17 protein-coding genes are annotated in these 13648 nt (G+C 66.8%); 8 read left to right on the forward strand and 9 right to left on the reverse strand.

Annotated features, from left to right (window positions below; all coding sequences use genetic code 11):
• Window positions 1–12: 12 nt before the first annotated feature.
• Window positions 13–270 carry an MTH865 family protein gene (locus tag ACP97_RS09730; protein WP_049997634.1) on the forward strand — a complete coding sequence of 86 codons (258 nt, stop codon included), beginning with the start codon at window positions 13–15 and terminating at the stop codon, window positions 268–270.
• Window positions 271–321: 51 nt separating this feature from the next.
• Here the strand turns inward: ACP97_RS09730 and ACP97_RS09735 are convergent, their stop codons facing one another.
• From ACP97_RS09735 to ACP97_RS09755, 5 genes are all read right to left on the reverse strand, one after another.
• Window positions 322–579 carry a glutathione S-transferase N-terminal domain-containing protein gene (locus ACP97_RS09735; RefSeq protein WP_049997635.1) on the reverse strand — a complete coding sequence of 86 codons (258 nt, stop codon included), beginning with the start codon at window positions 577–579 and terminating at the stop codon, window positions 322–324.
• A gap of 61 nt (window positions 580–640) precedes the next feature.
• Window positions 641–2038: an aryl-sulfate sulfotransferase gene (locus tag ACP97_RS09740; RefSeq protein WP_079977609.1), complete on the reverse strand. Its 1398-nt coding sequence runs from the start codon at window positions 2036–2038 to the stop codon at window positions 641–643.
• A 52-nt stretch (window positions 2039–2090) separates the two neighbouring features.
• Window positions 2091–2612: an orotate phosphoribosyltransferase gene (pyrE, locus tag ACP97_RS09745; RefSeq protein ID WP_049997636.1), complete on the reverse strand. Its 522-nt coding sequence runs from the start codon at window positions 2610–2612 to the stop codon at window positions 2091–2093.
• A gap of 88 nt (window positions 2613–2700) precedes the next feature.
• On the reverse strand, window positions 2701–3312 hold the full coding sequence (locus ACP97_RS09750; RefSeq protein ID WP_049997637.1) for a DUF502 domain-containing protein: 612 nt from the start codon (window positions 3310–3312) through the stop codon (window positions 2701–2703).
• Between the two features lie 92 nt (window positions 3313–3404).
• Entirely contained in the window at window positions 3405–4238 is an 834-nt protein-coding gene (locus ACP97_RS09755; protein WP_049997638.1) for a proline dehydrogenase family protein, read from the reverse strand.
• An 87-nt stretch (window positions 4239–4325) separates the two neighbouring features.
• On the opposite strand from ACP97_RS09755, the gene ACP97_RS09760 reads away from it, so the two are divergent.
• The 6 genes from ACP97_RS09760 to ACP97_RS09780 all read left to right on the forward strand — a co-directional run bounded on the left by ACP97_RS09760 (window position 4326) and on the right by ACP97_RS09780 (window position 9372).
• The gene (locus ACP97_RS09760; protein ID WP_049997639.1) at window positions 4326–4871 is read left to right on the forward strand and encodes a CDP-2,3-bis-(O-geranylgeranyl)-sn-glycerol synthase; all 546 of its coding nucleotides are present in this window, start codon (window positions 4326–4328) and stop codon (window positions 4869–4871) included.
• Between the two features lie 96 nt (window positions 4872–4967).
• A complete protein-coding gene (locus ACP97_RS19900) occupies window positions 4968–5162 on the forward strand; it encodes a hypothetical protein (RefSeq protein ID WP_154019990.1) in 195 nt (64 codons plus the stop codon).
• 63 nt (window positions 5163–5225) lie between these two features.
• Window positions 5226–6314: a hydroxymethylbilane synthase gene (gene hemC / locus ACP97_RS09765; RefSeq protein WP_049997640.1), complete on the forward strand. Its 1089-nt coding sequence runs from the start codon at window positions 5226–5228 to the stop codon at window positions 6312–6314.
• Entirely contained in the window at window positions 6311–7054 is a 744-nt protein-coding gene (cobA, locus tag ACP97_RS09770; RefSeq protein ID WP_049997641.1) for a uroporphyrinogen-III C-methyltransferase, read from the forward strand. The genes hemC and cobA overlap by 4 nt, the downstream gene beginning before the upstream one ends.
• Entirely contained in the window at window positions 7051–7770 is a 720-nt protein-coding gene (locus ACP97_RS09775) for a uroporphyrinogen-III synthase (protein ID WP_049997642.1), read from the forward strand. Before cobA ends, ACP97_RS09775 begins: the two co-directional genes overlap by 4 nt.
• 195 nt (window positions 7771–7965) lie before the next feature.
• Window positions 7966–9372 carry a DHHA1 domain-containing protein gene (locus tag ACP97_RS09780; protein WP_049997643.1) on the forward strand — a complete coding sequence of 469 codons (1407 nt, stop codon included), beginning with the start codon at window positions 7966–7968 and terminating at the stop codon, window positions 9370–9372.
• Here the strand turns inward: ACP97_RS09780 and ACP97_RS09785 are convergent, their stop codons facing one another.
• From ACP97_RS09785 to yciH, 4 genes are read right to left on the reverse strand one after another with little or no spacing between them, the layout of a single operon-like run.
• Entirely contained in the window at window positions 9373–9933 is a 561-nt protein-coding gene (locus ACP97_RS09785; RefSeq protein WP_049997644.1) for a class I SAM-dependent methyltransferase, read from the reverse strand. It lies immediately after the preceding gene.
• On the reverse strand, window positions 9934–10374 hold the full coding sequence (locus ACP97_RS09790; RefSeq protein WP_049997645.1) for a DUF302 domain-containing protein: 441 nt from the start codon (window positions 10372–10374) through the stop codon (window positions 9934–9936).
• A 43-nt stretch (window positions 10375–10417) separates the two neighbouring features.
• Window positions 10418–11794 carry an NAD-dependent succinate-semialdehyde dehydrogenase gene (locus tag ACP97_RS09795; RefSeq protein ID WP_049997646.1) on the reverse strand — a complete coding sequence of 459 codons (1377 nt, stop codon included), beginning with the start codon at window positions 11792–11794 and terminating at the stop codon, window positions 10418–10420.
• 57 nt (window positions 11795–11851) lie between these two features.
• Window positions 11852–12154: a stress response translation initiation inhibitor YciH gene (gene yciH / locus ACP97_RS09800; protein ID WP_049997647.1), complete on the reverse strand. Its 303-nt coding sequence runs from the start codon at window positions 12152–12154 to the stop codon at window positions 11852–11854.
• An 80-nt stretch (window positions 12155–12234) separates the two neighbouring features.
• Here yciH and ACP97_RS09805 point away from each other — a divergent pair, with 80 nt between their 5' ends.
• Window positions 12235–13611 carry a dihydrolipoyl dehydrogenase family protein gene (locus ACP97_RS09805; protein WP_049997648.1) on the forward strand — a complete coding sequence of 459 codons (1377 nt, stop codon included), beginning with the start codon at window positions 12235–12237 and terminating at the stop codon, window positions 13609–13611.
• Window positions 13612–13648: the final 37 nt, after the last annotated feature.

The raw sequence follows: 13648 nt of genomic DNA on the forward strand, positions 1-13648 counted from the left end.
CCCTCACCTGCGATGTCCGACAAAGACGAAATCAGACAGCAACTCCACGACGGCTTCGAGGACGCCGACTACCCCGTATCAAGCCCGATGGACCTCGTGCCGGCCCTTCCCAATGGCCCCTCGACCACCTTCGAGTCCGGCGACGTGAGCTTCACCGCGATGGAACTCAACTCGCAGGCCGGTGGCCGACAGGAGTTCCCCTACGAGGACGTCGACCCGCTCGTCGACGACGTCATGGCCGGTCTCGAAGACGAGGGCTACTTCGACTGAGACGCGCCGCTGGCGGACGACCGGTGCGTCGAAAGTCAAAAAACCGCCTTCTCAGGCCGCTGCGTCGCCGTAGGTCTCGTCGAGGTAGGCGACGATGTCGTCGGATTCACTCATTCCGTCGACGTCGTGTTCGGGGTCGACGAGGACCGGCACGCCGGTTTGGCCGCTGACGTCCTCGACTTCGGTGCGTTCGTCATGTGAACTCGGCACCATGTGCGACTCGTAGTCGAGGTCGAGGTCGGCGAGTTTGTCCTTCACTTTCGCACAGTACGGACAGCCTTCCAATTCGTAGAGTTCGAGGTTCGACACAGAGGTAGTAGGGATGCGAGCCTCAAGAACGCCACGATGGTGCGGGCGGCGCACACTCCCGCTACGAGAACACGCCCGCGACCCGCCGACGGATGCGCCGGCGCTGATAGATCGCCTCTCCGACGGTCCAGACGAGCACGACGAGCAGCGCCCCGACAAGCGCGGCGAAGGCCCAACTCGACAGCCAGACCGGGCGGACGAACGGCGTCACGTGCGCGTAGCGCTCGGCGGCCGACTGAACGGTCTCTTGGACGGGGGTGCCCGCCGCGGTCGCCGCGACCCACGTCGAAAAGCGCGTCTGGCTGGCGAGACCGCTCTCGGAACTCCCCGAGAGGGTGTAGTTGCCCGTGGCGTTCTGGTCGGCGATGGTCGGGCCGTGCGAGCCGCCGACCGAGGCGTTCCGGTCGGCCGACCCGGCGGCACTCAGTCGCTCGGCGTCGTAAGGTGCCCACGGTGCGTAGTACTCCCAGACGACCTCGCCCCTCGGTGTGACTTCGAGCACGCGCTGGTTCAGCGTGTCCGTAATCAGGGTGTTGCCGTTGGGCAGGCGGTCGGCGTCGCGCGGCCAGTTGAACCCGCCCGAGAGTTCCCACGTCCGGGCCCACTCGCCCTCGCCGCGGCGCTCGTACTCGACCACGCGGTCGTTCTCCGAATCGGCCACGAGGACGGTGGGCGTGCCGTCCGAGCCTTCGAGATAGTCGGGGTTGTGCTGTTCGAACAGCGTCGAGTGGTTGCCGTCGCTGCCCAGACGCATGGTGATGTTGCCCGTCTTCCGATCGACGACGATCGCCTGGTCGAAGTTGCGCGGCGAGGCGAGATACTTGCCCTCGCCGATCTTGTCGACGTCGTTGACGTGCGACCAGTCTTCCGAGTAGCCCCCGTCGGTCGATTCGGGGTAGTGCTCGTTGAACCGCCACTCCCAGACGATCTCTCCTTTGCCCCGGTCGTAGATGAACAGCCGGTCGTTGGCGACCCCCGACTCGTTCGTGTTGCGCATGTTCGCCACGAGCAACTGGTCGCCATTGATGAGGTCTACGTCGTGAGTGTCCTCGGCGTCGAATTTTTCACTCCAGACGCGAGTATCGGTTTCGGGGTCGAGTTCGTACACCACGGTATCGCCCGGTACCGTGGATGTCACGAGCAGGTTGCCATTGGAAAGCGGGTCGACGTCGTAGAACCAGCGTGCACCCTCCTGTGAGCCGTTGTGCACCCACTCCGTTCCCCCGCGCTCGCCGGCCGAGACGAGTCGGGCCGGCTTCTTCCCGTTGCCGATGCCCTGGAAGTGGAACCCCTGCACGCTCACGACCGTCGAGCCGTTGGCGGGTTCGTCGACCGTGCCGGGACCGAGGTTCGTCGGTTCGTAGGTGGCCGCCGAGACGGCCGCCGCGAGCAGCAGCGCACCGACGACGAGCGCGAGCAGCCCCCGGAGCAGCCAGCGCCGCGGCGGAAGCGAATCCATACCGTTCAGGACATCCCGTCGGTTGAATCGCTTGCGATTGCCGCCCGTCCGCTCACTCGTCGGCGAGCAGTTCGGTGGCGGTAACCAGCGCGTCGAGTTCGACGTCGGCGTCGGCGAGCGCCTCGCGTGCGCCCTCCTCGCGGTCGACGACGACGAGCACGCGCTCGACGTGTGCGCCCGCCTCGCGCAGCGCCGCGACCGCATCGAGCGCGCTCTGGCCCGTGGTGGCGATGTCCTCGACGACGACCACCGACTCGCCCTCCTCGAACCTCCCCTCGATGCGATTGCCCGTGCCGTACCCCTTCTGTTCTTTTCTGACGATGACGTACGGCGCGTCGGTCGCGAGGCTCGTCGCGGCGACCAGCGGAACGGCCCCGAGCGCCACGCCGGCGAGCTTCTCGTCGTCGAGCCGTTCGGCGAACGATTCGGCGATCAGCGAGAGACACGAGGGATCGGTCTCGAAGCGGTACTTGTCCACGTAGTAGTCGCTCGTGCCGCCGTGCGAGAGTTCGAACTCGCCGAACTCGATCGCGTCGGCGTCCCGAAGCGCGTCGATGAGTTCCGTTTCGGTCATGTACGCGGGTCGAATGGAGGGAGTATAAACGGCGCGACAGCGCACGACCACCGTCGTTGGACTCTCGTCCCCCCCCCCCCCTCTCCCCTCAGCGCGACTCCTGCCGGCGATACAGCGGTTCGTCCTCGACGTCGATGGGGACGCCGGTATCGTTGGTCTCGCCGAAACCGGCGCTGAGGACGCGCGTGAGGGCGTCCTCGACGCGCTCGTCGGTCTCTTGGTACTGGTCGGGCGAGACCTCGACGACGAACCCCGTGGTGATGTTCGGTGCGGTCGGCAAGAAGAGCACATCGCGGCCGTCCTCGGTCCGTTTTCCCGTTTTGAACGCCGTCATCCGCAGTCCGTCCCAGGTTTCGAGTTTTACCGGGGTTTGGAGGTCTGCGGTGCCCGTCACCGCGGTTTCGACGGCCATCTTCGAGGCGTTGTAGACCACGCGCAGGCCCGGCAGGCTGTTCATAACGTCGTCGATGGCGCTCTCGACCAGTGGACCGCTCGCGGTGCGCATCAGGTAGCCAACGCCGAAGACCAGCAGGGCGAACACCGCGAGCGTCAGCGGCACGCGGACGATGGCCGGCTGGATGGCCTCGATGAACGGCAGGCTGGCGATGGCGTTGTAGACGAACGCGAGCACGTAGAGGGTGACGATGATGGGCACGAGCACGACCAGTCCACGGGTTCCGTCGCGCTTCCAGGAGACCATTGGCTCGTATGATTACCCCCGAAGGTTATCATACTGCCGGCGAAATCCGGGGACAGCGGGGTCCGTCGGTGCCACATCGGGTTCGCGGCGGTCTACCGGCCGACTATCGCGCGTAGCCCAAACAGCAGGTTTTGTCGGCGCTCCATCATCCGACGGTAGAAATACGAGAACCACCGGTCGCCGTAGGGCACGTACTGATGGACCTCGTACTCCGCGGTGAGATCACGCTGTGCGCTCTCACGCACCCCCATCAGCATCTGTATCTCGAAGTCGGTTCCGTGAGTGTCGTGTAGCTCTTTGGCGTAGTCGACCATCGCGGGGTCGTGGCTGCCGACCGCGATGCCGCCGTCGAACTCGGCGAACATGATGTCGAGACACTCGCGGTAGGCCTCGTCGACACGCGATTTCTCCCGGTGGGCGACCGCGGCGGGTTCGTCGTAGGCACCCTTCACGAGTCGTACCTTTCCGGGGTAGTCGGCCAGTCGGTGGAGGTCGTCGGGGGTGCGCTCGAGGTTCGCCTGCACGCAGACACCGAGGTCTTCGTATTCGGTGACGTGGTGGGTGTAGGCATCGAGGGTCACGTCGGTCGTCTCGTGGTCTTCCATATCGATCCAGACGAACACCCCGTGTTCGGTCGCGCGCTCGACGACGCGTTGGAGGTTCGAGCGAAAGCACTCCTCGGCGACGCCGAGACCGAGCTGTGAGGGTTTGACCGAAATCGATGTATCGAGTCCCGCCTCGCCGATGGCTTCGACGAGCGCACAGTAGGCCTCGCGGTCTTCGGCGGCCGGCTCGGGGCTGTCGTAGTGCTCGCCGAGGAGGTTGCAGATGCTCGCGATGCCCTCGGCATCGAGCGCGCGGGCGTGAGCCAGCACGTCGCGGTCGGTCTCACCGGCGACGAACCGGCTCGCGATCGGTGGTATCATGCACGCACCTCCCGCCGACGGTGACAAAGAACTGTCGTTCGCGGACGAAACAGGGTGGTTAAGACCGCTCGGTGCCGAGTTATCCCCGTGACTCTCGTCGAGACGGTCGCCGTCGCGATATGGACGATGCTGCCGGCGTACGTTCCGAACAACGCCGCTGTCCTGCTGGGTGGCGGTCAGCCCATCGACGACGGCCGAACGCTCGACGACGCGCGCATCCTCGGCGACGGCAAGACGTGGCGCGGCGCGCTCGCCGGCACGCTCGCCGGCGTGGCGCTCGCGCTCGTCCTCAATGCGATCGCCCCCGCGGTCGGAACCGCGACCGGGTTGGCGCTGCCGACCTTTCCACCCATCGCCGTCCTCGCGCTCCCGCTCGGAGCGATACTCGGCGACATGCTCGCCTCCTTCCTCAAGCGGCGCACGGGCCGCTCGCGTGGAGCCGCCTTCCCGGGTCTCGACCAACTCGATTTCCTCGTCGGCGCGCTCGCACTCACCGCGCTGACCGTCACCGACTGGTTCACCGCGACGTTCACCCTCGGCGTGCTCGCCACGATCGTCCTCGTGACCCCGCTGTTGCACGTCACCACGAACGTCGTCGCCTATCGTGCCGGGTTGAAAAGCGAGCCGTGGTAGTACCTTTTTACTTCGTCGGGTTCGCGCGAGGCGCGAACCACTCCTCGCAAAAAGCTACGCTAAAAACTTCCCGCTCGTTCGCTTCGCTCACTCCCGGTGAACCCCGCTCACTTCGTTCGCGCGGACATCCTCCGCAAACCGTACAGCACCGCTGAAGCCCTCGGCGCGCGCTCACTTCGTTCGCTGCTCGCTTCGCTCGCGCACCTCGCCCTTCATCCACCAGGAGCGGCCACCGCAGCCACACAACCGCCACCGGCCGGCGGCAGCGCCGGCAAACAAATCCAGCAGTGAGCTCCAGTCGGTGCGCGCGGCGTCTCTCGAAGGGGGTATGAACCCAGCCACCCGAACGCCGGCATGAGCACACACGAGGGAGCCATCAGGCTGGCGACACGGGGGTCCGACCTCGCGCGCCGACAGGCCACCGGCGTCAAGGAACACCTCGAATCCCGCCGCCGCGCAGTCGAACTCGTCGAGGTCGAGACGACGGGTGACAAGATCCGCGACGAACTCATCCACCGTCTCGGAAAGACGGGCGCGTTCGTCCGCGCGCTCGACGAGGAGGTTCTGGATGGTGACTGCGACCTCGCCGTCCACTCGATGAAGGACGTCCCGACCGAGGGGATGGACGGATTGGTCGTCGCGGGCGTCCCCGAGCGGGCGACCCCGGGCGACGTGCTCGTCACGCCCGACGGGACGGGTTTCGAGGAACTCCCCGATGGTGCGACCGTAGGCACGTCGAGCCTCCGCCGGAAGGCCGAGATACTCGCCACCCGACCCGACCTGAACGTCGAACCGCTCCGGGGCAACGTTGACACCCGCATCGAGAAACTGCTCGCGCCGCATCGCCAGCGCGAACACGAAGAACGGATGGAGGCCGACGAGGAGGGCGACGACGAGTTCGAGCGCACGCCCCAGGAGTGGTTCGACGATCTGCGCGAGATCGAGCGGTCGGCGCTCGAACGCGAGGTCGACGTGGAGTACGACGCCATCGTGCTCGCGGCGGCAGGGATCGAACGGACGGGGATCGGGCGCGGACTCGATATTCATGAACTCCCGCCCGAGAAATTCGTCCCGGCTCCCGGGCAGGGCGCGCTCGCCGTGACCGCGCCCGACGGCACGCTCGCCGAAACCATCAATCAGAGCATCGACCACCCGCGTACGCGCGTCGAGACGACCGTCGAGCGCGTGGTCCTCGAAGAGCTCGGCGGCGGCTGCGTCGCCCCGATGGGCGCGTACGCGGTCGTCCAGGGCGAGTACGTTCATACTACTGTTCGCGTGCTGAGCGAGGACGGCACCGAGGAAGTGAGTGCGACGCGCGATCTGCCGATCGAGAGCCATCCCGAGGCAGCCAGCCAGTTCGCCGCCGATCTCGCCGACCAGGGCGCGGCCGAACTCATCGAACGGGCCCGCGGGACCGACGGGGAGGCCAAGCGCGCCGAATGAATGGTACTGTGTCCCTCGTCGGCAGCGGCCCAGGCGACCCAGAACTGCTGACCGTGAAGGCACGCCGGCGCATCGACGCGGCCGATGTCGTGCTCCACGACAAGCTTCCGGGACCCGAGATCATCGATACGATCCCCGAGGCGAAGCGCGAGGACGTCGGCAAGCGCGCCGGCGGCGAGCGCACGAGCCAGGAGTATACCAACGAACGGCTGGTCGAACTCGCTCGCGAAGGCAAGAACATCGTTCGACTGAAGGGTGGCGACCCGTTCGTCTTCGGCCGCGGTGGCGAGGAGACGAGCCATCTCGCCGCCAACGGCGTCGATTTCGAGATCGTGCCAGGGATCTCCTCGGCGCTCGCCGCACCCGAACTCGCAGGGATTCCCACCACCCACCGCGAGCACGCCTCGACCGTCTCGTTCGTCACCGGGCACGAGGACCCGACGAAAGAGGAATCGGCCGTGAACTGGGACGCGCTCGCCGCGACTGGCGGAACGATCGTCGTCTTGATGGGCGTCGGCAAGCTCCCCGACTACACCGCCGCGCTCCGGGAAGCGGGGATGAGCAGTGAAACCCCAGTTGCGCTCGTCGAGCGCGCGAGCCGACCCGACCAGCGCGTCGCGACGGGAACGCTCGACACCATCACCGATGTCGCCGAGCGCGAGGGTATCGAGCCACCCGCGGTCACGGTCATCGGGCAGGTCGTCGGCGAGCGCGAGCAGCCCCGGGAGGCCCGGCAATGAGAGTCGCCGCCTTCCGGCCGGACGACGAACGCCTCGAACGCGCGGGCGAACTGCTCGCGTCGCTCGGCGTCGAGCCGATTCTCGATCCGATGCTCGCGGTCGAGCACACGGGCGAGCAACCACGAGCGGACGCCGATTACACCGTACTCACGAGCAAGACAGGGGTAGAAATCGCCGCGGCGGCGGGCTGGCAGTCCGACGGCGTGCTCTGTGCCATCGGCGACGCCACGGCGGCGGCGCTGCGCACGGCGGGCTACGATGTCGACCGCGTGCCGGCGGAGTTCTCCTCCGTGGGTCTCGTGGCCGACCTCGAAGACGAAATCACAGGCGCGCGCTGTGAGGTCGCCCGGAGCACGCACGGCTCGCCGAAGCTCACCGACGGGCTCGAACGCGCCGGCGCGTACGTCCACGAGACAGTCTTGTACGAACTACGCCGCCCGCCCAAATCGGGCGAATCGGCGGCGCTGGCGGCGAGCGGCGATCTCGCGGGTGCGCTGTTCACCTCGTCGCTCACGGTCGAGAACTTCCTCGCGGCCGCCGCCGAGCGGGGCGTGCGCGAGGCCGCGGTTGCGGGGCTGAACGGCGCGGTCGTGGGAGCCATCGGCGAACCGACCCGGAAGACCGCCGAACGCGAAGGCATCATCGTCGACGTCGTTCCCGAGATCGCGTCGTTCGAGGCACTCGCGCGCGAGACCATCGAGCAGTTGTCGGAATAGGCAACGAGACAGGTTGCAGCGGCCACCGTACCGCGACGGCCACATCCTCCCCAACCGATTCCTTCGCTTCGCTCAGTCATCCCTCGGACGAGTCGTGCTCACGCGCTCCCGAGCGCCACAGCCGCCAGTCGAATATTTCGGGTCCGTAGCGCGCGGTCCAGAGGTTTAAACCCGATTGCGCCGTATCCAGCGTCGATGGGTGGACCGATTCCGGCACTCGACGCGCGCGCGAAATCGTGCGCCGAGCGCCTCGCTCGCGCCGAGCGGGTGCTGCTCGCCTCGCACATCGACGCCGACGGACTCACGAGCGCGGCCATCGCCGCCGAGGCGCTCGATCGCGCCGACATTCCCTTCGAAACCGTCTTCGAGAAACAGCTCGACCCCGACGCGATCGCGGGGATCGCCGAGCGCGATTTCTCCACCGTGCTCTTCACGGATTTCGGCAGCGGCCAACTCGACGACATCACCGATCACGAGGCCGCGGGCGCGTTCACACCGGTCGTCGCCGACCACCACCAGCCGGCCGACGCCGGGACCGAGTTCCATCTGAATCCTCTCTTGGAGGGACTCAACGGCGCGACCGAGCTCTCGGGAGCCGGCACGACCTACGTTCTCGCGCGGGCACTGGGTGGCGAGCGCAATCGTGACTTGGCGGCACTGGCGGTCGTCGGTGCGGTCGGCGACATGCAGGACTCGTCGGGTGAACTCGTCGGCGCGAACAAGAAAATCGTCGTCGAGGGCGTCGAAGCGGGCGTGCTCACCGAGACGACCGATCTCGCGCTCTACGGTAAGCAGAGCCGCCCGCTGCCGAAACTCCTCGAATACGCCAACGACGTTCGCATCCCCGGCATCTCGGGCAGCGAGCGCGGCGCGATCGGCTTCCTCTCCGATCTCGACATCGGGCTCGAACAAGATGGGGAGTGGCGGCGCTGGGTCGATCTCACGACCGACGAGCGACAGACGGTGGCCAGCGCGCTGTTACAGCGTGCGGTCGCTCGTGGCGTGCCCGCGAACCGCATCGACGATCTCGTCGGGACGATCTACACGCTCACGAACGAAGCCGAAGGCACCGAACTGCGCGACGCCAGCGAGTTCTCGACGCTGCTCAACGCGACCGCGCGCTACGACCGCGCCGACGTCGGACTGGCGGTCTGTCGTGGCGACCGCAACGCGGCACTCGACGAGGCCAGAACCTTGCTCACCAATCACCGAAAGAACCTCGCGACGGGACTCAACTGGGTGAAGCAGGAGGGCGTCACGCAGGGCGAGCACGTCCAGTGGTTCGACGCCGGCGACCGCATCCGCGAGACGATCGTGGGCATCATCGCGGGGATGGCGCTCGGGACCGATGCGCTGCGCGGCGACCGACCGGTCATCGCCTTCGCAGCGAAAAGCGACACCGAGAGCAAGGTCTCCGCGCGCGGCACGCACCGGTTGGTCCGGGAGGGTCTCGACCTCTCGGCGGTGATGGGCGAGGTCGCGCGGGCGCTCGGCGGCGACGGCGGCGGCCACGACGTCGCCGCGGGGGCCACGATTCCGAGCGGACAGGAAGAGACGTTCGTCGAACGCGCCGACGCCGTCGTCGCCGATCAGCTCGGCTGACTACTCGATAGTGGCGACCACGAGAAAGGTCTCGGGCCGCGCGAACGCGTGCTCGATCGTGAAGCCGTGTTCGAGGAGGTTCTCGACAGCCGTCTCGACGGTGTAGCGTTCGTCGAGCGGCGGACCGTGATCGCCGATGCCCTCACCGCTCCAATCGACGATCGCGAGTCGAGCCGTCGGAGCGAGCACTCGGCGAATCTCGGCGAGCGCGTCGTCGCTCGCGAACTCGTGGTAGGTCATCGTCGAGAACGCACTATCGACGGAGTCATCCTCGAACGGCAACTCCTCGATGCCGGTCGTCACCGGCTCGACGTTCTCGGGCAGCCCCTTCTCGGCGTAGTAGTCGTGCATCGCCTGCTGGACGTCGACCGCGTAGACCGTGCCGGCGTGCGGGGCGACGACGTCGGTGAAAAAGCCCGTGCCGCTGCCGAGGTCGGCGACGGTGTCCCCGGGGTCGGGCGCGAGCGCCCAGAGCAGTTCCTCGCCGGAGACGTATCGGTAGCGTCGCTCGGCTTCCTCTAACCTGTCAGCGCCGTCGGCGTCGAAGGTGTGATGGCCCATTCAGAGCGCCTCGAAGGCCTCCTCGGCGAGCGCGCCGGTGTCCGCGACGATGTCGGCCATCACCTCGTCGTCGGGGGCCAGGCCGACGAGGCGCGCGATGCGCATGATCGAGACGTGATAGACCGTTTGCGTCCCCGGAGCTTCCTCCCAGACGACGACGTTGCAGGGAAAGAGTCCGCCCATGCGGTTGTCGGTGGCATCGAGCGCGCGATCGGCGACCGCGGGATTGCACGCCCCGAGTACGTAGTAGGGGTCGCGGTCGGCGTCGACCTTCTCGTTGAGCAGTTCGGACGGCGAGAACTCGACGGGGATCCCGAACCCCGCGTCGGTGAACGTCTCGCGGACGTGTTCGACCGCCTCGTCGTGGTCCATCTCCAGCGTAGTGCGCTTCACGCCGACGTCCTCGTCGTCGAGTTGTGTGGGATCGATGGGCAGCGTCATTCGTGCGAAGTATTGTGCGCTCCGCGAAAAACCCTTTCGGGAGTCAGTGATCGGCGGCCGACTGCACCCACACGGTCTTCTCGTTGACGAACTCGCGGATGCCCCGCCGGGCGAGTTCGCGGCCGTAGCCAGAGTCCTTGACGCCGCCGAAGGGGAGTCGCGGGTCGGATTTTACCAGCTGGTTGACGTAGGTCATCCCGGCCTCGAACTCGTGGGCGACGCGCTCGCCACGCTCCAGATCGTCGGTCCACACGGAGGCTCCAAGCCCGTACTCGATGTCGTTGGCGAGGGTGATGGCCTCGTCCTCGCTACCGACCTCGAAGATCGAAGCGGCGGGACCGAAGACCTCCTCGTTGGCCGCGGCCGCGTCGCGTGGGACGTCGGTGAGCACCGTCGGTGGGTAGTAGAAGCCATCCCTGTCGAGCGGTTCGCCGCCGAGTTCGCAGGTCGCGCCAGCTTCGATCGTGCGCTCGACTTGATCGTGAAGGTCCTTCATGAGGTCCTCGCGGGCCTGCGGTCCGACGTCGGTGTCTTCGTCTTCGGGGTCGCCGACGGTCAGGTCGTCCATCTCCCCGACGAATTTCTCGACGAACTCGTCGTAGACCGCCTCGTGGACGATGAAGCGCTTCGAGGCGATACAGGACTGGCCGGAGTTGAGCGTCCGTGCGTTCGCGCCGACGGCGGCGGCGGTGTCGACGTCCGCATCGTCGAGCACCACGAACGGGTCGTTGCCGCCGAGTTCCAGTACTGATTTCTTGATCTCGCTGCCGGCCGTCTCGGCGACCGCCCGGCCCGCACCCTCGCTGCCGGTGAGTGTCACGGCCTTCACCCGCTGGTCGCGGATGATCTCCTCGACGGGGTCGGAGTGAATGATGAGCGACTGGAAGACATCTTCGGGATAGCCCGCCTCCAGCATGACGTCCTCGATGGCCTGCGCGACCCCCGGAACGTTCGAAGCATGTTTCAGGAGACCGACGTTGCCGGCGGTGACGTGGGGTGCGATGAACCGGAAGACCTGCCAGAACGGGTAGTTCCACGGCATCACGGCCAGAATCGGCCCGAGCGGCTCGTGGGAGACATACGTCTTCGTCTCGGGGGCGCTTCCCACTAGCTCGTCCTGGAGGTGTTCGTCGGCGCGTTCCTCGTAGTACTCACAGGCCCACGCGCACTTTTCGACCTCCGCGACGGCCCCGTCGATGGGTTTGCCCATCTCGCGGGTCATCAACTCGGCGTACTCCTGCTTGTTTTCGCGGAGCACGTCTGCCGCCCGGCCGATGAGTCGCTGGCGTTCGCCCATCGACACCTCGCGCCACTCCGCGAAGGCATCGCTCGCGGCGTCGAGCGCCGCCTCGATGTCCTCGTCGGTGTCGTCTGCGACCGGTTCGAGCGTCTCGCCGGTCGCCGGGTTGGTGCGTTCCATGCCCGCGTTTGGGTAGCGAGTCAATTGTAGCTTCGGCCTGCCGTGGCAGACTCGTGGCTACGCCGCGAGGCTGAACCCGCGGTCTGCGAGGAGTTCGGGCAGGCGGTCGCGATGGTCGCCCTGGAGTTCGATGCGCTCGTCGTCGACGGTACCGCCGGTGGCGAGATGGCGCTTCAGTTCGGAGGCGAGGTCCGAGACGTCGACTCTATCGGTGTCGAGACCCTCGACGATGGTCACGGCCTTGCCGTACCGTCGTTCGTCCACGCGGATCGAAACGCGCTGTTCGGCCCGTGCGAGGTCGCCCCCGACGTCGAGTTCGTCGGGCAATCCGGTTATCGAATCGATGTCGTCCTGTGCCACGTCGGTGATAGGTGCCCGACACACAAACGCCCGTGGCGCGGCGAACGCATTTATCCGCTCAGGCCGTTGTCGAGCCTGTAATGGCCGACTTCGACCTCATCGTGTTCGGCGGCGGCACCGGCAACACGGTCGCCTCGGCGGCGGCCGCGGAGGGACTGGAGACCGCACTCGTCGAGCGGGGTCCGATCGGCGGACTCTGCCTCAACCGGGGCTGTAACCCCTCGAAGATGCTCATCCAGCACGCGACCGTCGCCAATCGGATTCGAGAGGCGGAGGGGTTCGGTATCGACGCGACAATCGACGAGATCCGCTTCGGTGAGTTCGTCAGGGACGTCAACGACGAACTCGCGGACATCGCGAGCGCGAAAAAGGAGAACAAACGCGAGGAGGTGAACCTCACACTGTTTCAGGAAGAGGCGCGGTTCGTCGACGACCACACCATCGAGACAGAAAGCGGCGAGACTCACACGGGCGAGGAGGTCGTCATCGCGGCCGGGAGCACGCCGGTGATCCCCGGAGCCATCGACGGACTCGACGATGTTGAGTTCCTCACCAGCACCGACGCCATCCGCCTCGAAGAACCACCAGAGAGGCTGGTGGTGCTCGGCGGCGGCTACATCGCGGCCGAACTCGGCTACTACTTCGATGCCTTCGGAACCGACGTGGCGCTCATCGAGATGGAAAATTCCCTTGTACCCCGCGAGGACGACGACGTGGCGGCGGCGTTCACCGACATCGCCGAAGAGCGCCACGACGTCTATACGGGCTATCGCGCCGCGGAAGTCACGGAATCGGGCGGCGAAATTACTGTTACCGCCGAGTCCGAGGACGGTGAGAGCGTCGAGGTGACGGGCGACGAACTGCTGGTGGCGCTCGGTCGCCGGCCCAACACGGACGGCATCGACCTCGATGCGACGGGCGTCGCGACGACCGACGCGGGTTTCATCGAGACCGACGCACGGTTGCGAACGAACGTCGAGGGAATCCGGGCGATGGGCGACATCGCCGACAACGGGATGTTCAAGCACTCGGGCGACTACGAGGGCGAGATCATGATCGACAACGTCGTCCACGGGGCCGAACGGGAGGCCGACTTCACCGCCCTTCCCCACGCGGTCTTCGCCGAACCGCAGATCGGCGCGGTCGGCGAGACCGAGGCGGCACTCGACGAGGCAGGGAGGGAGTATGTCGTCGGCCGGGCCGCGTTCACCGACACGGCGATGAGTCGGGCATTGAAACTCGACCGGGGCTTCGCGAAGGTGCTCGCCGACCCCGACAGTCACGAGATCCTCGGCTGTCACGTCATCGGCCACGAGGCCTCGATGCTGATCCACGAGGTCACCCCGGCCGTGCGCTACGGACTGAGCGCCGACGACCTCGCGAACACCCTGATCCACGCCCATCCCGCGCTGAGCAAGGTCGTGATGAAGGCGTGTGCGGACGTTTCCGGGAACTGAACGCGGTAAGCACTGTCCCGGACGACAGGCACTAACG

The sequence above is a fragment of the Halococcus sediminicola genome (genome assembly GCF_000755245.1).
GTDB classification, from domain to species: domain Archaea; phylum Halobacteriota; class Halobacteria; order Halobacteriales; family Halococcaceae; genus Halococcus; species Halococcus sediminicola.